Source organism: Pseudoglutamicibacter albus, from assembly GCF_022346425.1.
Lineage (GTDB): Bacteria > Actinomycetota > Actinomycetes > Actinomycetales > Micrococcaceae > Pseudoglutamicibacter > Pseudoglutamicibacter albus.
Map to the genome: position 1 here is coordinate 45,681 of NZ_JAKRCW010000010.1, position 20,756 is coordinate 66,436.

Genomic DNA, 20,756 nt, shown 5'->3' on the forward strand with positions numbered 1-20,756 from the left:
CCATGGAATTTGGGGAGTTCTCAACAGTAAACGTTTCTGAGCGTGGAAGCGCTCTGCTTGTGAGCATCAACAGGCCGCGGTCGATGAATGCGCTCTCGACCCAGGTGGTCGCTGATCTCGATGCCGTGGTCACCATGTGCTCCCAGTTGCTGGAAACAGCGTCCGAGTCCGGGTGGCCGTTCCGTGCTGTGATTATCACGGGCGAAGGCGAGAAGGCTTTCGCGGCAGGGGCGGACATCGTTGAGATGAGCGAATACGGCTCAGAAGAAGCACGCGCCTACGCCGAGTCGATGCATCAGGTCACGCTCGCGTTGGAGGCGTTGCCGGTTCCGGTGATCGCTGCGGTGAACGGTCACGCGCTCGGTGGCGGCTGCGAGCTGGCGTTGGCGTGCGATTGGATCATCGCGTCTGAGAACGCCTCGTTCGGCCAACCTGAGATCACGTTAGGCATCATCCCGGGCTTCGGCGGCTGTGTGCGTTTGCCGCGCCGCGTCCCGTTGGGTGTGGCTCGCGAGATGATCCTGACGGGTAATCCGTTGCGCGCACAGCGTGCCCTGGAGGTCGGCCTGGTCAACTGCGTGTGCCCAGATAAGGATGCGCTGCTTGAGTGCGCTGATGAGCTGGTTGCTTCGATCGCACAGCGCTCCCCGGTTGCTGTTGCCCAAGCCAAGCTAACGATGGCCAAGGCGGATGCGCTCACGGTCCGTGATGGTTTGGATGTTGAGTTGGGCGCGTTCTCTGCCGTGTTCGGTTCTGAGGATTCGCGTGTAGGGCGGCAGGCTTTCGTGGATAAGCAGACCGCTCAGTTCCCGGGTCGGTAACCAAGACGGTGAGTGATGGTTACAGGGATACTGGCATGTTGGTGATCGGTGAGGCGCTCGTCGATATTCTTCAAAAGACTGACGGCAGCGTTGCGGCGTACACAGGCGGTTCGCCGCTGAACGTCGCTATGGGTTTGGCCCGTTACGGGGCCCAGGTGACGTTTGCGACTCGTCTGGGTGATGACGATGCCGCGCACGTTGTCTTGGAGACGTTGGCGCGTGAGGGTGTTGAGGTTTTCACCCCGCCTTTGCGTGGAGCCACGACTGTTGCGCGCGGCCAGGTGGACTCCGATGGTCAGGCGGATTATCTTTTTGAGTCGCTCACGTGGGATCTAGGCCCGGCTGATGATGAGTTGGCTGCGTTGGCGACTGACGCGTCAGTGGTTCATTCGGGCTCGCTTGCGGTTTCGTTGGATCCGGGGCGCTTCGCCGTGTTGAACGCGATGCGGGCGGCCCGTGGGCGTGCGTTGGTGACGTTTGATCCGAATGTGCGCCCTGATACGGCGGGCACCCGTGAGCTCGAAGCTGAGCGCATCGAGGAGGTTGTTGCGCTGGCTGATGTGGTGCGGGCCTCTGATGAGGATTTGGAGTGGCTGTATCCGCAGTGCCCTGCTGTTGATACGGCGCGTAGGTGGCTTTCGATGGGCCCTTCGCTTGTTGTGGTGACGAGCGGGGGTAGTGACGCGTTGGCTATGACTCACGAGCATCTTGTGACGCGCGCGGCTCATTCGGTTGACGTGGTGGACACGGTGGGTGCAGGGGACGCTGTGATGGCTGCGTTGATTTCTGCCCTGGTGGATGCCGGTTGTGGCGGTATTGGTGCGGCTGAGCGGGTGCAGGGCTTGTCTGAAGGGCAGGTTTCGCGTCTGTTGGATGTCGCGTTGGCGGCGGGTGCGTTGGCGGTTGAGTCTGAGGGGCCTGATGGGCCCTCGCGTGAGCAGCTTTTGAGTGTTGTTGGTCCGGTGGCGGATGGCGGCAGGGAGGGGGTGTTGTTGTGAAGCTTTTGGCGACTGACTTGGATGGGACGGTTGTGCGTCGTGATGGGACGATGTCTGACCGTACTGTTGAGGCTTTGCATGCCGCGCGTGCCGCGGGTGTGCACGTGGTTTTGGTGACGGGGCGGCCGTTGCGGTGGCTTGGGCCGGTGCGTGAGCGTTTGGGTGATCTGGGGCCGGTGATCGCCTATAACGGAGCTGTTTTGTTTGATGATTCGCGTGGCGTGGTGGTGGAAGCTGCGGAGATTGATGCGGCTGCGATGCGTGAGGCGCGGGAGCGGATTCTACGTGCGGCTCCGGATGCGTTGTTTGCTGCGGAGACGTTGGAGGGGATTGTTGCGGAGCCGGGGTTCATTCCAGCTCAGGCTCGCGCGGGTTTTGTTGATGCGGGCGCGCGTGTTTCGGATTCGGGTCTGGATTTCGATGCGGCGGTTGCTCAACGTACTGTGAAGCTTTTGGCTAAGCGGCCCTCAGGTAAGGCTTCGGAGTTCGCCGCGGTGGTGGGGCGTGCCGTGGATGATGTTGTGACGATGACGCATTCAGCGTTTGATGTCGCGTTGCTTGAGATGTCAGCCCCGGGGGTTGATAAGGCGGCGCGTTTGCGTGATTTCGCGGCGTCTTTGGGGGTTGCGCGTGAGGATGTGTGGGCGTTTGGGGATATGCCTAATGACATCCCGATGCTCGCGTGGGCTGGCACGGGTGTTGCGGTGGGCCCGGATTACCAGGTGGTGGCTGATGCCGCGGATCGTGTGGTTGGCCCAGTGCACGATGACTCGGTTGCTGTTGAGATTGAACGGGTCCTGAAACGCTTAGCTTAGAGCCGACCGGCGCCCGTGGCGGCGCCCGTTCCTGCTAACCCCGCTCCTACTAGCGTTGTTCCTATTGCTTCCGTTTCGGTTGTCGTCGTTCCCGCCATCGCTGTTCACGCCGGCGCCGTTTGCCCGGGCGCCATTCCTGCCAGCGCCGTTTGCGCGGGCGCTATTTCCATTGGCGCGGTGGTTGTGGTGGCGTGGGTCTGAATCGACCGCGTAGTGCAGCAGTGCGCGCAGCTCGCCTGCGTATTTCGTTTGGGTTTCTGGCGGGGCGTCACGCATGAGTTCCATGAGCGCCAGATAGTTGCGCACGTGCGCAAGCAGGGTTGCTGGGATGAGGTAGTCCAGCAGGTTCTCCGGTGAAACAGGGGAGTCCGCGGCGAGTGGGGTGATGTAGTTGACCAGCAGGGAGCGCATCGGTTCCTGGAGTGGTTCTGTGCGGAGCACGTTTCCGAGTTCCAGCGCGATCCCTGCGATCGCGAGCAGTGGGTTGGTGAAGGTTGCCCCGCTCCATCCAACGAACATGATGGGGTTGCGGTGGGAATCCGGTAGCAGGATGCTTCTGCTTTCCGGGTTGAGCTGGTTATAGACCAGGGGGAGCTTGGTTGAGGCTAGCGCGGCGGAGGCGTCCTTGAGGTGACGTGATTCACGCCGGAGGAAGTCCAGGGTTTTGGGTTCGATCCACAGCGGGTGGGAGTCCGGCATGCTCTCGTGGATGTCGAGCGCGTCCGTGTACAGGTCTGGCCAGGAATCATCGGTGTAGGCGAGCGCTCCGAGGTTCATGAGGCGGTCCTGGCTGGTGGCCGTGGCCTGGTGCAGATCCGATGCCTCTGTCAGTACCCGTCCAATGAGTTTGGTGGCTGCTTCGGCTTCTTTAGGGCTCAGTGCGGAGCTGCGGCGCTTGCCGTGTTGCCGTTGCGGCATGAGGTCGGAGAGCGGGGTTCCGATGCCGGGGGTCAGAATCCAGCCTTGTTCGGGCTCAACCGCGATGGGGACCGGGACGTGGCCTTTCGTGACGGCGGCCAGATGCGCGGACAGCGTCGCTTCCGCGGCTCGCGCGGGAGCGGTGGCCTTGAAATAGATGGTCCCCTCGGGTGTATCGATGCTGTAGACGGCCGCCGCGAGGGTTGCTGTGACAGGTTTGAGGCGGGCTACACACTCGATACCGAGGGTGTCGAGGGCACGCTGAATCCAGCCGCGGGCAGTGTCTTTCCACCCTGCGGCTTTCCAGGTGTCTTCCCATTCACTCATATCTGTACCATCTTAGGTTGGCCCGGCCTTCTTGTGTACCTCTCGGATCTACTAGCCTAGCTTGCCTGGCTGGGCGCCTTGAGGCTCGTCTACGTGGGTGGGGACGGTCTTACGCCACAACGCAATTCCTCGCATCACGTGATAAATCAGCAGGGTTGCGATGGTTCCCAACGCGATCCCGTCCAGCGTCAGGCCCGCGATCATCAGGACGTTATCGCCGCCGTTGAGTGCGATCGCGATGATGAGGCCCGCGCCCGCGGTCATGAGGTTGATCGGGTTGCCGAAATCCACTTGGTTTTGAACCCAGATGCGGGCACCCATGATCCCGATCATCCCGTAGAGCACGATGCCCGCCCCGCCGAGCACGCCCGGAGGGATGGTTGCGATGACGGCCCCGAATTTAGGCATGAAAGACAACACGATCGCCACGAAACCAGCGATCCAATACGCCGCGGTGGAATACACTCGCGAGGAAGCCATGACGCCGATGTTCTCTGCATAGGTCGTGGTGCCCGAGCCGCCAGCAGAGCCTGCGAGCATGGTCGCAATACCGTCACCCATCAGGGTTTTACCGTTGAGGTGATCGTAGCTTTTGCCCGTCATGACGCCCACGGTGCGGACGTGGCCCACGTTCTCCGCGATCAGGACGAACAAAACCGGCAGGAACAGCAGGATCACGTGCAGATCAAACGTCGGGGTGTGGAACGCTGGCAGACCAACCCACGCGGCCTCCTTGACGGGCGCGAAGTCGATCTCGCCCTGAGGCAGTGCCACGAGGTAGCCGATCACGATGCCCAACAGGATCGACAACCGACCCAGCATCCCGCGGAACAGAACCGAACAGATTACTACCGCGGCCATCGTGCTGAAGGTCGTGAGCGTGTATTCCTTCATTTTCGGCACGGTCGAACCGGCAAGGTTAAGTCCGATGAGCGCGACGATAGTGCCCATGACCGCCGGCGGCATGACCGCGTGAATCCAGCCCGTACCGGTACGGTTGACGATTACGCCCACCAAGAACAGAGCGAAACCCGTAACAAGCACACCACCGAGTGCCGCACCGAAGTTGTCCCGGCCAGGCCCCATCGCAGCGCTGACCGGCGCGATGAACGCGAACGAAGAACCCAGGTAACTCGGGATCCGGTTGCCCGTAACCAACAAGAAAATAATGGTTCCAAGCCCCGAGAACAACAGTGTTGTGGTGACAGGGAAGCCCGTGAGGGCCGGAACTAGAACCGTGGCTCCGAACATCGCCATGACATGCTGAACACCGATGCCGATAGTCTGCGGCCAGTGGAGGCGCTCGTCCGGGGCAACAGCTGTATTCGGTGAAACCGTGCGGCCATCGCCGTGCACAGTCCAACTGAACACAGGCTTGCTTTTCTTGGGCATGGAACTTCCTGAATGGCGCCAAAAATGGCACCGTTAAAACATGTGGGGCTGAACGAGTATCTTACTCTTCAGTACGCCAAGAAACTAACTCGTAACTCAGATGTCCTTGGCCGGCCGATACCCACCCCATAGGATCGAAATATGATGGCCACCAATCAGACTCCCGAGAACGCCGCCCGCATCCGTACCGCCCCAGACGACGCGGAGAACCGCGGGATCCAGGAGACCGTGGCGCACCTGCGCGAAGGCGCGCTCTCCCGGATCGCTCACGTGCGTCGCTTCAGGATCGCTCAACTCGATGCTCTCGAGGCGATGCTCGCTGAAAACCGCGAGGAACTACTCGAAGCGCTCGCGCAAGACCTCGGTAAGTCTGAAACCGAATCCTCCGTTGCCGAGCTGCAGGTTGTTGAAGGCGAAATCGCGCACGCCCGCCGCCACCTCGATGACTGGATGATGCGCCGCAAAGTATCTTCACCCATCGCGCTCGCGCCAGCATCAGCCACCGTGATGCCGAGGCCTAAAGGGCTCGTGCTCATCATCTCGCCGTGGAACTACCCCGTGAACCTCACGCTCGCCCCACTCGTAGCAGCGCTCGCGGCGGGCTGCTGTGCCGTGATCAAGCCGAGCGAACTCGCGCCAGCCACAGCACAGATCCTGACTGAACTGATCCCTAAATATCTTGACCACCGCACCGTGGCCGTCATCAACGGTGGGGCAGAGGAAACCCAAGAGCTACTGAAGGAACAGTGGGACCACATTTTCTTCACCGGCTCAGAAAAAGTGGGGCGCATCGTCTACCGTGCCGCAGCCGAACAAATGACCCCGTGCACACTCGAACTCGGGGGCAAGAGCCCCGTAGTGGTTGTGGACGGCAACATCAAGACCGCGGCACGCCGCATCGCCTACGGCAAGTTCATGAACGCCGGGCAGACGTGCGTGGCACCGGACTACATCCTCGCGGTGGGGTCACGCGTGAGCCGGGCGCTGGAAAAAGAACTGCCGGCCGCGATCCAGCAGTTCTACGGGACAGACCCGCAACAATCCCCGGACTATCCACGCATCATCACCACACGCCACGCTGAACGCCTTAAAGGCTTCCTCGACCAAGGACGCGTTGTCACCGGCGGAACCGCCGATATTGAAGACCGCTACATCGCCCCGACCGTGCTCGCCGATGTTGAGCCGGATCAGCCCGTGATGCAAGAAGAGATCTTCGGGCCCATCCTGCCGATCATCACGGTGGAAACCTTCGATGACGCCCTCGACTTCATCGAAGACAGGCCAGACCCGCTGGCCGCCTACCTGTTCTCAGGCAAGGCAGGGCTCCAGCGGATCTTTGAAGACTACGTGCGCGCAGGCGGGGTGTGCATCAACGCGACCGTGATCCAACTAGCGATCCCGTCCCTACCCTTCGGCGGCATCGGAGCCTCCGGGATCGGTCAGTACCACGGCAAAGCCGGCTTCGACGAGTTCAGCCAAGACCGCCCAACCCTCTCCAAGCCGCTGCGCTTCGATACCCTGCGGGTTGCCTACCCGCCATATAAGGGAACCAAATCGAAGCTCCTCAAAGAGCTGCTGTAGGGAGCTAGATCAGGCCGGCTGAAGCCAACTCGCGTTGCATGAGAGCCGCGATGCACAACAGGTGGACCTCCGAACCCATCCGGCCAATCAACTGAGCCGACATCGAGAACCCATCAGGGGTCCACCCCACCGGAACCGTCACGGCCGGAACCCCAGCCACGTTCACCATCGACGTGTATGGGGTATAGAGGCACTGTAAGCGGTAATCCGTCTCGGCATCGTTGTCGGTGAAATAACCGAGTGGCGGCGGGGTTTTAGCCATCGCAGGAGTCACCACGACATCGAAGGAGCCCCACGCGGTGGACATCGAACCACCGATCTCCAGAAGCCGCTCGTTGGCCCGTTCTTGTTCGTTCTCTGAGCGGGCCTGCGCCTCGGCGCGGAACGATGCCGCCAACTCGCCCAGCTTGTCCTCATACGGGATCGGAGTGCGCCCCAACCAGGCCGTCCACACCTTCCGGAAAGTTTCGTCATAATCACTCGGGGCCTGCCACGGGGACTCCTCGACATCGGCACCCAGACGCTCCAGAACCGCGCAAGCCCGCGCAAACGCGGCCTCAGCGGCAGCAGAAATCTCAACTGGCAACGCGGAATCGAAAGCGCTGGTGCGCGTGAAACCCACATGTAAACCAGCCAGGCCCTCCGAATGATCCAACGCAGCTTCTATGGAATCCAGCGCCGGGGTAGCGGAATGGCCAGCGGCCAGCCGCGAACGGTCAAAAAGCAAACCATCCAGCATCAACGCGGCATCCCGCGCATCACGGCCCAACGGGCCAGTGACCGATAGCTTCGGAGCACCCCAACGGTCGATCGGTGACGCCGCACCGGTTTCATCCGTGATGTCTTCGACCATCGCGCCGCGGCCCAACTTCAAACCAATCAGCCCGGTGGCCGAAGCCGGAATGCGAACCGAACCCCCACCATCACTACCCGGAGCGACCGGCATCAAACCGCCAGCAACTGCCGCCGCAGACCCACCCGAAGATCCGCCGGGAGTCCGGGAAACATCCAAAGGGTTCTTAGCCGGCGGAAGGATCGGGTTCTCCGAATGGCACGAAAGCAGAAACTCCGGAACCGAGGTCTTAGCAAACAGATTCGCCCCAGCAGAACGCAAACGCGCAGCATGTAGCCCATCCTCGCCCGCCACTACGTGATCCATCGCGGCAGAACCATACGTAGTAGGCAGACCGGCAATATCGAGGCCATCCTTCAACCCCATCGGCAAGCCAAGCAACGGCGGAACCCGCTTACCCAGGGAAGCCGCTGAGGCCGCTGAAGACGATGACGCTGAGTCACCGCCCGTAGAGTCACTGCCGCTGGAGTTAGCGCCGGGCGAGCTAGCGCCGGTGGGGTCGGCGCCGTCCGTGTTCGAGGTGGGGGAGCGGTAGCCAGCCAGCGCATCGTCGGCTTCACGCGCTTGCGCCAGCAACATGTCCTCATCCCACGTCACGACAGCGTTCAAGTCAGGGTTCTTAGACCGCACCCGTTCAGCAACATCGTGAGCAAGCTCAACCGCGGACACTTCGCCCGCAAGCAAGCGGTTTCTCAACTGGACGGCCAACGGCAAACCATCATCAACCCTGCGTGGAACACCAGACAACGCTTCCGGAATCTCAAAACTCATACACCCATGATGCCAACCCATACCCACCACGTCACACGAACGCCACGAAAACTAACACCACCTTGAAAACAAATCACACAGAGGGGCTCGATACAGTGGGAAATCTGTAGGCTGGGAACCACCGGCACCCGGACACACAGTTTCCGGGGCACGCAACACAGCTACCGGGACACCGTCAGCAAGGAGCACAGCATGTCAGACCTCTTCGAAAACGTCAGCGTCAGTGACGTCCCAGATGGTGCAGCCATCCTCGATGTCCGCGAACAAGACGAATGGGACGCAGGGCATATCGTCGGGGCACGCCACCTCCCACTCAGCGAACTCATGCAGCGTTACGAAGAGCTCGATCCGGATGAGGACCTCTACATCGTGTGCCGCACCGGTGGCCGTTCGATGCAGGCTTGCGGCTGGCTCGCGAACCAGGGCTACAGCGTCTTCAACATCGCTGGTGGGTCCGGCGCATGGCTTGATGCCGGCAAACCCATCGAAAGCGATAACGGAGAAACCCCGCGCATCAAATAGGGCAGCGCCGGATATGAGACAACACTGTGCATGCCTACCAAACTGTGCATGCATACCAAACTGCGTATGCCCACCAAGGCATACGCAGGCGTTGTATGTCGGATTGCTTATATAAGGACAGAGTGAGCGTGAAATACACCTATCTGGGACCAGCCGGAACCTTCTGCGAACAAGCCCTCCTGACACTGCCGGGGCCCGCCGCGGAGCCGGAACACAACCGGATCCCGGCCACCAACGTGGACGCAGCACTCCAGCTGGTGCGCACAGGTGAGGTTGACGCGGCCGTTGTGCCGATCGAAAACTCCGTTGAGGGCGGGGTCTCCGCGACCCTCGATGCAATCGCGGCAGGCGAGTCGCTCCACATCGTCGCAGAAGCCGTGATCCCCGTGACCTTCCAGCTCGCCGCATTGCCAGAAATCAACGCCCTCGACCAGATCCGCACCATCTCAACCCACGGCCACGCGTGGGCCCAATGCCGGCAATGGGCGCAGAACGCGATCCCGGAGGTCAACTTTCTGCCCGCATCATCCACCGCGGCAGGCGCGCTCGGTCTTCTCGAAGACAACCCCGCCTACCAAGCGGCAATCTGCTCACCCTTGGTCGCCCAACGCCACAACCTCAACGTCCTAGCGGAAGGAATCGAGGACAACCAAGGCGCGGTCACCCGCTTTGTCATGGTCCAAAAACCCGGCCGCATCCCAGGGCCGACCGGGTCCGATAAGTCCACCATCGTCGTCGAACTCACCCACGACCGCCCCGGCGGCCTGCGTGAAATCCTCGACCACTTCGCAACCCGCGGCGTGAACCTCACCCGCATCGAATCCCGCCCCACAGGCCTAGGGCTTGGCCAATACTTCTTCTCGATCGACCTCGAAGGCCACATCAGCGAACCCCGCGTCGAAGAAGTGCTCCACGGCCTCCACCGGATCAGCACCTACATTCGCTTCCTCGGCTCCTACCCATCCGCAACCCCGATAGTCGTCAACGTTCCACCACACGCAACCCCCGGGGCCTATCAAGCCGCCGACGCCTGGCTCAACGACATCCTGACAAGCGGCAACCAGGCCGATGCCACCCAAACAGACGGCAACCAGGCGCGGTAGTCGCCTAACTACGCAGAGAATTCAGGGCCTTACGGAAACCGCGCGGCAGCATCGCAAGCAAATCCCCACCAGGAGCACACCGATCCACAGGGCGCGGAACCCGCAAAGTCAGCGCATGCTTGACAACCTCAGTCGTCATGGTCGTGACCTTACCCACCGGGTCACCATCAATCTGAGCCATCACCGGCTTCAAAGGACGCACCGAAATCTTCCGCGTCTGAACATGCGCCATCAACCGGGTGCGCAAACGCTTATGCCACAACGTCTTCACACCCACAATCGACCAACCCAACGCAGTACGCGGCCTATACAACACAACATCCTGCACACCATCAGACATCGAAGCACCCGGCGCGAACTCGATACCACCCTGAATATAGCCAGCGTTCGCCATCACAATCGTGCGGAAATCAACCGTCTCCCACGCACCATCATCAATCCGCACACGAGCCTCCTTAGGGAAACCCGCTAACCGCTGCAAACCAGCCGCAACATAAGCCCCCGGACCAATCAGCCTCTTCAACCGGGAATTCGTGTTCGACATGACCTCCGCATCGATCCCCACACCAGCAGCGACCAAACTCAACTGCGAATCCACAGACTTATCCGGGCCCACCAACTCAACCCGCAAGGCATCCACCCGATACGTCTCCCCCAACAACGCTGTACGGATAGCGCCGGAAACATCGTCCGGATCAATACCCACATTCCGGGCCAACAAATTACCCGTCCCCAACGGCAAAACAGCTAACTCAACATCGCCACGCCCCACCAAATACTCAGCGACCAACCGAACCGTACCGTCACCGCCACCAACAACAATCAGATCAGCGCCCGCAGCCAACGCCTCCGCAGCCTGCCCAGCCCCCGGATCATCCTCCGTCGTCTCAAAAAACAAAGGCTCCGCAATACCCTCCGCCAGCGCAACCTCACGGAACTCATCGCGGATGGCCTCCAAACCGGGCTTACCGCCATTCAAAATCACCGCAGGCTGAACCAACGAACCCACCAAAACCTTCCACTACAACAACCACAAACAGACACAAACGTGCCGTCCCCATAGATTACCGACCAAGCCACCATCCTGTGAACCACATAAGACACAACAAACCCGTCAAGAAGACCGTGACAGGTAGGCTTATAACCATGATCGACTTGAAAGACCTGGCCGAAAACCCAGAGAAATACCGTGCATCCCAACGCGCCCGCGAAGCCGACGAACAACTCGTCGATCGCGTTCTCACGGCCGACGCCGAACGCCGCAGCGCGCTCGCCGAGTTCGAAACACTGAGAGCAGAACAAAAAGCGTTCGGCAAAAAAGTCGCCCAAGCCACAGGCGAAGAAAAACAAGCCCTCCTCGAAGGCGTGAAACAACTCGCAGGCCAAGTCAAAACAGCAGAAGCCGCCGCCAACACAGCCCAAGAACAGCGCGATACGATCGCCGCATCGTTCCCCAACCTCATCATCGACGGCATCCCAACCGGCGGCGAAGACGACTACACCGTCCTCAAAACCGTAGGAACCCCACGCGACTTTAGCGCCGAAGGATTCGAGCCACGCGACCACCTCGAACTCGGTGAAATTCTCGGGGCCATCGATATGGAACGCGGCGCGAAAGTATCCGGCTCCCGCTTCTACTTCCTCAAAGGAGTAGGCGCACGGCTTGAAATGGCGCTCATCAACATGGGTATGGACCTCGCGCTACGCAACGGCTTCGAACCGATCATCACCCCAACGCTCGTACGCCCACAGACGATGCGCGGAACCGGCTTCGACGTCGAACACGACGACGAAATCTACCGGCTCGAAAAAGACGACCTCTACCTCGTCGGAACATCCGAAGTCGCACTCGCCGGCTACCACGCCGACGAAATCCTCGACCTCACCGCCGGCCCCCTCAAATACGCCGGCTACTCCACCTGCTACCGCCGCGAAGCCGGCTCCGCAGGCAAAGACACCCGCGGCATCATCCGCGTACACCAGTTCAACAAACTCGAAATGTTCGTCTACTGCCAGCAAGAACAAGCAGAAGAACTCCACGAACAACTGCTCGCCTGGGAAGAAGAAATGCTGCAGTCCCTCGGGCTCGCTTACCGCGTCATCGACACCGCGGCAGGCGACCTCGGAACCAGTGCGGCACGCAAATTCGACTGCGAAGCCTGGGTACCAACCCAAGGAACCTACCGCGAACTGACCTCCACATCGAACTGCACCACATTCCAGGCCCGCCGCCTCAACATCCGCGAACGCGTCACCGACGCCGAAGGCAAGAACAAAGGCACCCGCTCCGTAGCAACACTGAACGGGACGCTGGCAACCACCCGCTGGATCGTCGCGATCCTCGAAACCCACCAGAACGCCGACGGCTCCGTGACCATCCCAGAAGTCCTGCGCCCATACATGGGCGGAATGGAAAAACTCGAACCCATCCAGCGCTGAAGAACCCATCCAGCGCTGAAGACGCACCATCACCTTGAGGGCCCGCCCAATAACGAAACCCCGCTGAAAGAGCAGGTTGAAATGAGTGAGCTTGAGATGACAAAGGTTGAGACAATCGAGACTGGGAACCCTGAGCACAGTCGGTACATGATCTGCCTGGATGTAGACGGCACCATCGTTGACCATTCAGGTGAACTCTTCGAACCGGTCCGTGAGGCCGTCCACGCAGTGAGGCGGGCGGGCCACGAAGTGATCATCGCTACCGGCCGCTCGCTTCCAGCAACCTTGCCGGTCGCGGAAGCCTTAGGCATCGATAAAGGCCACGTGATCTCCTCCAACGGCGGGGTCACAGCGCAACTCGACCCCACGTATTCGCGCGGGTTCTCCGTTGTCGACCGGAGAACCTTCGACCCGGAACCCGCACTGAGGGCCCTCCAGGAAGCCCTGCCGGTAGCGAAGTTCGCCATCGAAACAGACACCGGAGACTTCCTCTCAACCGAACGTTTCCAAGACGCCAGCTTCGGCGTCCAAGCCCGCGGTGTGAGCCTAGAGGAGATGATGCAAGCCGATGCGGTGCGGCTCGTCGTGTTCTCAACCGACTCAACCGCTGAGGACTTCGGCCGCGCCGTCGAAGGCATCGGCCTATCCGGGGTGACCTATGCGGTCGGCTGGTCCGCGTGGCTCGACATCGCAGCCCACGGCGTCACGAAAGGCTCCGCACTCGAAGCGCTACGTTCACGGCTTGGCTTCCCGATCGAAAAGACCGTGGCGGTCGGGGACGGCCGCAACGACATCGAAATGCTCGCCTGGGCCGGACGCGGCGTGGCTATGGGCCAAGCAGTCGAAGAAGTCCGCGCCGCCGCCGGTGAAGTCACAGGCCATGTGGACGAGCACGGGCTCGCCGACGTCCTCAACTCGCTGCTTTAGTCCTCGACTTCGGCGATGGCGCCGCGGACAGCGGCCTCCAGCCGCTTCGCCGCATGCCCCGTATGCCCGGGTGCCCACGGAGCCACCAGCTCCAGATGGCGCGCGAAACGTGCGTTATCAAACGGAACGAGTGCGACGTCGTCGTTGGCCATGTGCTGCGCAAGGAGCGGGATCAAACCCACCGCAAGCCCTGCCCCTACCAGGCCAAGCAGGGATGGAAGATCATCGGTGCGTAGCGTGGAAACATTGAGCTGGAGCCCGGCGTCAGAGAACACGTCCATGACCACCTGATCCATAGGGTCACCCTCTTTGGTGCCTAAAGCCCACTTCTCTTGAGCCAACGGAACCAGGTCTTGAGCGCGGACAAGACTCAGCCCAGCCGCCCAATGGTCTGTGGGGACCGCGAGTAAAAGTTCGTCCTCATACAGCGGAATACGTAGGGCGCGCGGCCCAAGCGAAAGCGGATAGCCGTCCACCGCGTAAATGATCGCGGCATCCAAGGCCCGGCGGTTGATGCGCTGGATCAAGTCCGGGCTTTCCTCCAAGGTTGGCTCGACCTCGAAACCCAGCTGCTCAGCGCTACGAACAATCGAGGGCAGAAGCCGCGCCGCCGCGGTAGGGAAGAGGCCCAACGTGAGGCGAGTACGGCCCAGACGAGCAAGATCCCGGGTGTCGCGCAGCGCGGAATCAGACAACGCGAGGATCTCCGCGGCGCGCTCCGCCATGAGCTCACCCGCATGTGTGAGCCGTGTACCGCGCGTATCGCGCACCGTGAGCGGGGCACCCACAGCGCGGTCAAGATTACCCAGGTGATGATCAACCGTGGGCTGCGACCAGCCCAAAGCCCGCGCCCCCTTAGCCACCGAGCCGTGACGAGCTATCGCATCCAGGGCCTGCAGCTGCCGCGTATCGAGCATGAACCTGCCTCTATCGTCTTTGGAAGTGAGAGTGGAGCGCCCTAGAGCTGGCTGACCCTAGAACTGGTTAAACCGAGGGCCGGCTCCATACTGAGTATAGAGGGATATAGAAAAATGTCCCGTTCACAGCATAGATTTCGCATGTTTTCATAGAGGTTATGCTCAAGGAAACCTTTATGCGCAAGCCGGGATCTGACCTCCAGAAGACCGCCCGCGAGGTTGGCGACATCGCCCGCGGAAACCCAGCACAGCATCGTGCCCCGTTCGGCCATGCCCTCCTTGAGTATGCCCAGCGCGACACCCTCCAGGTCATGGTGCCCGGCCATGCGTGTGATGCTGAGCGTTCGTATCCGGAGCTCGTGGACTTCATGGGCGCCCAAGGTGTAGCGCTCGATGTTCCACCGATGACCGACGGCATCGACCTAGGCGAAAACACCCCGCTCGATGAGGCGCTCGAGCTCGCCGCTGAGGCGTGGGGTGCCTCCCGCACGTGGTTCATGACCAACGGCGCGTCCCAGGCCAACCGCACCGCCGCGATCGCGGTGCGAGCGCTCGGTGAGCGCGTCATGGTTCAGCGTGCTATGCATTCGAGCTTCACCGACGGGATTCTGCTGGCGGGGCTCATGCCGTCTTTCGTTGTCCCGAACGTTGATTCACGCAACGGCGTCACGCACGGCTTGACCCCTGAAGCGCTCGATGAGGCGCTCACTTCACAGGCCCAGGCCGGTGAGAAGGTCGATAGCGTCTATGTGGTTTCGCCGAGCTATTTCGGTGCGGTTGCCGATGTCGAGGGGCTCGCTGAGGTTGCGCACGCACACGATGCAGCACTCATCGTGGATGGCGCGTGGGGCCCGCACTTCGGTTTCCACCCGGATCTGCCCGGCTCGCCGGTGGCGCTCGGTGCGGACCTCGTGATTTCTTCGACGCATAAGCTCGTTGGTTCGCTCACCCAATCAGCGATGCTGCATTTGGGGCACGGGCCGTTGGCGCGAAAGCTCGAGCCGTTCGTTGAACGCGCGTACACGATGACCGGCTCGACCTCGGCCTCCAACATCCTGAAGGGCTCTCTGGATGTGGCCCGCCAAGGCCTCATCAACGGCCGTGACCGCATCGAGAGCGCCTTGCGTGGTGCCGAACAGCTACGCGAGGCGCTACGTGAGGATGATCGTTTCCGTGTTCTTTCTGATGATTTCGGTGATTTCGCGGACATCCATGAGATCGATACGCTCCGCATCCCCGTGGATGTATCCCGTTTGGGGCATACGGGCCATTGGGTGCGTCAGCGGCTCATCGCGGACCACGACGTCTACTGCGAAATGTCCACTGCCACGACCATCGTCATCATCTTCGGTGCCCTGGCTACCCCTGCGGTTGACCGGACCCTCGAGGCGCTGCGTGCTGTAGCTGATGCCGCGCAGAACCCGAATGTCGACGCCGATTCCGCTGACATCCCGGTTGCTTCCGGTAACTCGGTGGTTGCGGCAACGGACGCTTGGGAAGCAACCACCCCAGGCCATGCAGTTGACGCGCTCAGCGGTACCGCGGAACAGCCCGGTACTGAGGAGCGTTTCCCCGAGCTGCCGAAAGCCGGAACTATGCGGCTGCTGCCGCGCGATGCCTACTTCGCGGACGCTTTCGACGTGGTTTCAGATCAGGACGCGGTGGGCCGGATCAGCGCGGACACCCTGGCCGCTTACCCGCCGGGTATCCCGAACGTTCTGCCGGGGGAGGAAATCACGCAAGAGATCGTCTCGTTCCTGCAGGCAGTAGCGACCTCGCCCACCGGATACGTGCGCGGTGCGCAAGACGCGAAAGTAACGACCTTCCGCGTAGTCGCAGAATAGGGCGAGCCGTGTAGCCCCGCTGTTGCCGGCTCAGCCGCTGCTGACCCACCCGCATGTTAGACGAGGGTCTCTGCGAGCCGTAACAGGAGCTCAGCTGAGGCGCGGCCCGCTACTTCTTCGCGCCAGCGGGCGCGCGCTATGGTCTGCGATACCGCTTGAACGGTGACCCCTAAAGCCTCGGCTACGGCCTTCTGTTGGCCACGCACACCAGGGAGAAGTAAGTCAATGACCGCCCAGTCGGCGGCCGAGCGGCGTGAGATCACGTCCCCTAAGAGGACGAGCGCGCCCTCAGCGGCGGCAGCGGTTTCCGGCGCGGTGGGTAGCCCATCGAGCGCTATACCCGCCGGTCCGGCCTCAACCGCGACGGGCACCGTGGCCCGCACCGTACGTTCAACGGCCACCCGGGACCGAGCCGCCGCGGCATCGTGTGCATCAACCCCGGCAATACCGACCCCCACCCGGAACACGGCACCGTCGGGGCCGGGCCGCAACCCCGTCAGAACAGCCAACACCACATCGGCGGGGTCAGCGATAAGGCCCGCGGCCTCATCGCCCACGGTCCGGTCGAAACCATCCGCGGCATCGCCCACCGACCGTTTAAGTGACTGCAGCAGAACACCCACGCCATCGCCGACGTCGCGGGTGTTCTGCTGCGTCAAAGTCACATGGAACAGAGGTGCTCAGCCCTTGAAACGTTCGATGGACTCCTGAAGTTCCTTCTCGGCGGCCTCACGGTCAGCCCATCCCTCAACCTTGACCCACTTGCCAGGCTCAAGATCCTTATAACGAGTGAAGAAGTGCTCGATCTCCTGGCGTAAGAACTCGCCCAGGTCCTCAACGGACTGGATGTGATCGAAACGAGGATCAGACGGAACGCACACAACCTTCGCGTCCTCACCGCCGTCATCAGTCATGTTCAAAACGCCGATCGGGCGAGCCTCAACCACAACACCTGGGTGCAAATCCACGCCTGGGATGTAAACCAAAGCATCCAGCGGGTCGCCGTCCAAACCGAGGGTGTTGTCAAAGAACCCGTAGTGGGTTGGGTACTGCATAGGGGTGAACAGGACGCGATCCAAGTGGATGCGGCCGGTTTCGTGGTCCACCTCGTACTTGACACGGGAGCCGGCAGGGATTTCGATGGTCACATCATGCTTCATGTGTGCACTCCTTTAAGTGGTGGGGTGTCCCGCGCGTTGCCGGCGCGCGGGCGTTCTCTGTTTAAGGGTAACTGACGTGAGCTAAGTAGAATTTCATTGATGACCAATGCTTCCCGACCCGCGCGTCGCTTCCTTGTCCCTGTAGTTGTGGCCCTGTTGTTGGTGGCCGCAACCCAGGTGGTGTCTGCGTTTTTTGGGCGGCCGGATGATCCGGCCGCGACCGCCGAGGTTCCTCAGTTGCCGGCCCCGGCGTTCAGTACGTCGGGGCCGGCCCCGGATGCCGCGGTGCTGCAACGCAAGGTCGATGCAGCACTTGAGGACAGCCCGGGCACGGTTGAGGTTTCAGTGGTCGATGCGGTCACAGGCAAGCAGGTCGCTCACGTTGGTGAGGGGGAGGCGTTGATCCCGGCGTCTTCCTTGAAGGTTCTGACAGGTACCGCGGTGGTGTCCACGCTGGGGCTGGAGGATCAGTGGGTCACGCGGACCGTTCTGGACAAGCGGGGCTCCGGGGCGCCTGTCGTGTGGCTGGTTGCTGGTGGCGATGTGATGCTCAACCCGGGCGCAAGTGATGCGAAGGCCGTGAATGGTCGCGCAGGTTTGAAGACGTTGGCTGAACAGACCGCTAAAGAACTCAAGGCCTCCGGGGCGCTTGATGAAGCGGATGGTTCGCTCAAAGTGGGTGTGGATACCCGGATGTTCACTGGCCCAGCGTTGAACCCTGACTGGGCAGATGATCTGGTTTCAACCAACAACGTCACCGAGATCGCCCCGATCGCCCTTTACGCGGGCCGCTCTGAAGCCTCACACACCTCCCCGGTGGTCCGGAACCCGGACGAACATGCTTTAGAGGTGTTCACCGACCACCTGCAGTCTGCCGTGAAGTCAGGGAAGAAAAGCGTTGAGGTCAAGCAGGCGTCTGGGAAAACTAAACCGGGTTTTGACGCCGTAGACCCGTTTGAGCCCGGCAGCGTCGAAGGTCAGCTCGCGGCCGTGCATTCAGCGACGGTGCGTGAACAACTCGCCTACGGCGAAGCGCATTCAGACAACGTGATCCTCGAAACATACGGCCGCCTCGTGGGGATCAAACGCGGGCATGAAGGCTCGACTCAAGGCGCCATCGAGGGCGTTAAACAAGCCCTCGAAGAACTCGGCGTAGAAACAAACGAGCTCGTGATGCGAGACACCAGCGGGCTCTCAGACAAAAACCGCGTCCAAGCAGGCACGCTCGCCGACGTCATGGCGCTGACCCTCAACGATGGCTCGGCAACCCAGCCTGCTCGTCGTGATCTAGCGTTCGTGCCATCCTTGCTACCGCGCGCGGGCGTCAACGGAACCATGGAAACCCGCCTGGATGGGAAGAGGACCAAGGCGCTCGTGCTCGCGAAAACCGGCACGCTCGCAGACGTCATATCCCTCACCGGCGTCGTCACCACCAAGGAAGGCCGCCCACTCGGGTTCTCCATCATTTTCAACGACGTCGAAGGCAACCTGGACGCCGCACGCGCCTCAGCCGACGCCGTGGCCACCGCGCTCGCCGACTGCGGTTGCCAATAGAGCGCGGCTGCCAATAGAGCGTCACCATGAACGAAACCCGGCCACGATGAGTAGCGAACGCATCCCACCCGCAGTATTCAGGCGGATTCAGCGTGCCCGCGAGGCGCTACGCCAGCGGCTGCCGGGCGGGCTGAATTATGTGCTCGCGGTGTCTGGTGGCGCGGATTCGCTCGCGCTCGCCGCGGTGTGCGGGCAGATGCGTCGCGACGGGGACTTGACTGGTCGGCTCACCGCTGTGGTTGTGGACCATCAGTTGCAGGCCGGAAGCGCTGCCGCCGCGGAAGGGGCGGCGCGCGCATGCCGCGTTTTGGGTGTGGAGCAGGTGGTGGTCCGCCGTGTTGAGGTGCCGGGTAAAGGCACAGAGAACGATGCGCGGGAGGCCCGGTATCGCGAGCTTGAACTGGTGCGTGAAGAGGTTGGGGCCGAGTTCGTTCTTACCGCCCACACCGCCAACGATCAGGCTGAACAGGTGCTGCTCGCACTCGCGCGGGGTTCAGGCACACGCGCTATAGCTGGGATCCCGGACCGGCGGGGACGGTTCCTGCGGCCGTTCCTGGAGGTGTGGCGCGAGGATACCGAGGCGGTGTGTGAGGCTTATGGGGTCCAGCCGTGGGAAGACCCCACGAACACGGACCCCGAATTCGCGCTACGGAACAAGGTCCGGCTCGAACTGCTACCAGAATTCACGCGAGTGCTGGGCGATGGCGCGCTCACCAACCTTGTTCGCACCGCAATCCAAGCCCGCCACGATGCCGAGCACCTCGATAACGAAGCCGAAGCCGCACTCCAAACGTGCGCACTGACCGAAACCCCAGAAGTCCTCGACGGGCCCCGCGCATCAGGGCGGGCACCGATGCAGTGGGACCTCGACCGTTACCTGCTGAAAAACGCGCCGCAAGCCATCCGCACCCGCGTATTGCGTTTCGCCGCGCAAACCGTAGGGGGGCGTGCTCCCACCGCAGAACGCACAGCGGCACTCGAACGCCTCACTGCAGGTGAAGGCTCCGCAGGCCCCATCGAGCTCGACGGCTACGTCAGCGCCCACCGCATCAAAACCACACCTAACCACAGCGTGATCCGGTTCATCGGGCGGCCGCCGGCGGGCGCATCGGACGCATAAATCTGAGCACAAATCCTGCAGAGAGCACTATCGTGTGCAAACATGGAGGGAAGCGGCTTTCTATATCGCTAGCCGCCGGCCGCCACATCGTGTAAAAAGGGGAAGTCCGTGAAGCCAGATCACGTCGCCGATGACCTAAAAAACGTACTCATGTCGCGTGAGGAAATCGATCAGGTGGTTCGCGACCTGGCCGCAAGAATCGACGAGGACTACAAGGGCCGCGACCTGCTGCTCGTCGGCGTCCTCAAAGGTGCCGTGATGATCATGGCTGATCTTTCCCGCGAGTTGAAGATGAACGTCTCGATGGATTGGATGGCGGTGTCCTCCTACGGATCCGGCACGCAGTCCTCGGGTGTCGTACGGATCCTCAAGGACCTCGACACTGACCTCATGGGCCGCGACGTGCTCATCGTTGAGGACATCATCGACTCCGGTTTGACGCTCTCGTGGCTTGTCTCCAACCTGAAGTCGCGCGGGCCGCGTTCCCTTGAGATCTGCACGTTCCTGCGCAAGCCTGACGCGATCAAGGTCGATATCGACGTCAAGTATGTGGGCCGCGACATCCCGAACGAGTTCGTGGTCGGTTACGGCCTAGATTTCGCAGAGAAGTACCGCAACCTCGATGCGCTCGGCACGCTCGCTCCGCACGTGTACCAAAGCGAGTAGTACCTCGGGTTGATTCTGGCGCGGTAGG

19 protein-coding genes are annotated in these 20,756 nt (G+C 61.6%); 12 read left to right on the forward strand and 7 right to left on the reverse strand.

What is annotated here, in order from left to right; translation table 11 throughout:
* Positions 1-2 precede the first annotated feature (2 nt).
* The 3 genes from MHJ63_RS07155 to MHJ63_RS07165 are packed head-to-tail and all read left to right on the forward strand — an operon-like array spanning position 3 to position 2,634.
* Entirely contained in the window at positions 3-821 is an 819-nt protein-coding gene (locus MHJ63_RS07155) for an enoyl-CoA hydratase/isomerase family protein (protein WP_239446763.1), read from the forward strand.
* A 35-nt stretch (positions 822-856) separates the two neighbouring features.
* Positions 857-1,819 (forward strand): carbohydrate kinase family protein, encoded by a 963-nt coding sequence (locus MHJ63_RS07160; RefSeq protein WP_239446764.1) that lies wholly within the window; start codon positions 857-859, stop codon positions 1,817-1,819.
* Complete coding sequence (locus tag MHJ63_RS07165; protein WP_239446765.1) at positions 1,816-2,634, forward strand: HAD family hydrolase; 819 nt, start codon at positions 1,816-1,818, stop codon at positions 2,632-2,634. Before MHJ63_RS07160 ends, MHJ63_RS07165 begins: the two co-directional genes overlap by 4 nt.
* Here the strand turns inward: MHJ63_RS07165 and MHJ63_RS07170 are convergent.
* Together MHJ63_RS07170 and MHJ63_RS07175 are read right to left on the reverse strand one after the other, a co-directional pair.
* A complete protein-coding gene (locus MHJ63_RS07170) occupies positions 2,626-3,879 on the reverse strand; it encodes a hypothetical protein (RefSeq protein WP_239446766.1) in 1,254 nt (417 codons plus the stop codon). The two genes, MHJ63_RS07165 and MHJ63_RS07170, sit on opposite strands and share 9 nt — an antisense overlap.
* Positions 3,880-3,930: 51 nt before the next feature.
* Positions 3,931-5,271 carry a uracil-xanthine permease family protein gene (locus MHJ63_RS07175; protein WP_239446767.1) on the reverse strand — a complete coding sequence of 447 codons (1,341 nt, stop codon included), beginning with the start codon at positions 5,269-5,271 and terminating at the stop codon, positions 3,931-3,933.
* Between the two features lie 141 nt (positions 5,272-5,412).
* Between MHJ63_RS07175 and MHJ63_RS07180 the strand changes: the two genes are divergently transcribed.
* Entirely contained in the window at positions 5,413-6,852 is a 1,440-nt protein-coding gene (locus tag MHJ63_RS07180) for an aldehyde dehydrogenase family protein (RefSeq protein WP_052048432.1), read from the forward strand.
* 4 nt (positions 6,853-6,856) lie between these two features.
* Here the strand turns inward: MHJ63_RS07180 and MHJ63_RS07185 are convergent, their stop codons facing one another.
* On the reverse strand, positions 6,857-8,476 hold the full coding sequence (locus MHJ63_RS07185; RefSeq protein ID WP_239446768.1) for an amidase: 1,620 nt from the start codon (positions 8,474-8,476) through the stop codon (positions 6,857-6,859).
* Between the two features lie 192 nt (positions 8,477-8,668).
* On the opposite strand from MHJ63_RS07185, the gene MHJ63_RS07190 reads away from it, so the two are divergent.
* Positions 8,669-8,998 carry a rhodanese-like domain-containing protein gene (locus MHJ63_RS07190; RefSeq protein WP_035756021.1) on the forward strand — a complete coding sequence of 110 codons (330 nt, stop codon included), beginning with the start codon at positions 8,669-8,671 and terminating at the stop codon, positions 8,996-8,998.
* Between the two features lie 128 nt (positions 8,999-9,126).
* Complete coding sequence (gene pheA / locus MHJ63_RS07195; protein ID WP_239446782.1) at positions 9,127-10,101, forward strand: prephenate dehydratase; 975 nt, start codon at positions 9,127-9,129, stop codon at positions 10,099-10,101.
* 4 nt (positions 10,102-10,105) lie between these two features.
* On the opposite strand, the gene MHJ63_RS07200 is transcribed toward pheA, so the two are convergent.
* On the reverse strand, positions 10,106-11,110 hold the full coding sequence (locus MHJ63_RS07200; RefSeq protein WP_239446769.1) for a diacylglycerol/lipid kinase family protein: 1,005 nt from the start codon (positions 11,108-11,110) through the stop codon (positions 10,106-10,108).
* Positions 11,111-11,247: 137 nt separating this feature from the next.
* On the opposite strand from MHJ63_RS07200, the gene serS reads away from it, so the two are divergent.
* The gene (gene serS, locus MHJ63_RS07205) at positions 11,248-12,540 is read left to right on the forward strand and encodes a serine--tRNA ligase (RefSeq protein ID WP_239446770.1); all 1,293 of its coding nucleotides are present in this window, start codon (positions 11,248-11,250) and stop codon (positions 12,538-12,540) included.
* An 81-nt stretch (positions 12,541-12,621) separates the two neighbouring features.
* Entirely contained in the window at positions 12,622-13,467 is an 846-nt protein-coding gene (locus MHJ63_RS07210; RefSeq protein WP_141742483.1) for an HAD family hydrolase, read from the forward strand.
* Here the strand turns inward: MHJ63_RS07210 and MHJ63_RS07215 are convergent.
* On the reverse strand, positions 13,464-14,384 hold the full coding sequence (locus tag MHJ63_RS07215; RefSeq protein WP_239446771.1) for a LysR family transcriptional regulator: 921 nt from the start codon (positions 14,382-14,384) through the stop codon (positions 13,464-13,466). The genes MHJ63_RS07210 and MHJ63_RS07215 overlap by 4 nt on opposite strands.
* A 176-nt stretch (positions 14,385-14,560) precedes the next feature.
* Between MHJ63_RS07215 and MHJ63_RS07220 the strand changes: the two genes are divergently transcribed.
* Positions 14,561-16,228 carry an aminotransferase class I/II-fold pyridoxal phosphate-dependent enzyme gene (locus MHJ63_RS07220; protein ID WP_239446772.1) on the forward strand — a complete coding sequence of 556 codons (1,668 nt, stop codon included), beginning with the start codon at positions 14,561-14,563 and terminating at the stop codon, positions 16,226-16,228.
* Positions 16,229-16,284: 56 nt separating this feature from the next.
* On the opposite strand, the gene MHJ63_RS07225 is transcribed toward MHJ63_RS07220, so the two are convergent.
* Positions 16,285-16,893 carry a hypothetical protein gene (locus MHJ63_RS07225; protein WP_052048428.1) on the reverse strand — a complete coding sequence of 203 codons (609 nt, stop codon included), beginning with the start codon at positions 16,891-16,893 and terminating at the stop codon, positions 16,285-16,287.
* Between the two features lie 15 nt (positions 16,894-16,908).
* Positions 16,909-17,388 (reverse strand): inorganic diphosphatase, encoded by a 480-nt coding sequence (gene ppa / locus MHJ63_RS07230; protein ID WP_035756011.1) that lies wholly within the window; start codon positions 17,386-17,388, stop codon positions 16,909-16,911.
* Between the two features lie 99 nt (positions 17,389-17,487).
* Here ppa and MHJ63_RS07235 point away from each other — a divergent pair, with 99 nt between their 5' ends.
* The 3 genes from MHJ63_RS07235 to hpt all read left to right on the forward strand — a co-directional run bounded on the left by MHJ63_RS07235 (position 17,488) and on the right by hpt (position 20,728).
* Positions 17,488-18,942 carry a D-alanyl-D-alanine carboxypeptidase/D-alanyl-D-alanine-endopeptidase gene (locus MHJ63_RS07235; protein WP_070491346.1) on the forward strand — a complete coding sequence of 485 codons (1,455 nt, stop codon included), beginning with the start codon at positions 17,488-17,490 and terminating at the stop codon, positions 18,940-18,942.
* A 46-nt stretch (positions 18,943-18,988) separates the two neighbouring features.
* A complete protein-coding gene (gene tilS, locus MHJ63_RS07240; protein WP_070507559.1) occupies positions 18,989-20,062 on the forward strand; it encodes a tRNA lysidine(34) synthetase TilS in 1,074 nt (357 codons plus the stop codon).
* A gap of 150 nt (positions 20,063-20,212) precedes the next feature.
* Positions 20,213-20,728 (forward strand): hypoxanthine phosphoribosyltransferase, encoded by a 516-nt coding sequence (hpt, locus tag MHJ63_RS07245; RefSeq protein WP_052048441.1) that lies wholly within the window; start codon positions 20,213-20,215, stop codon positions 20,726-20,728.
* Positions 20,729-20,756 lie beyond the last annotated feature (28 nt).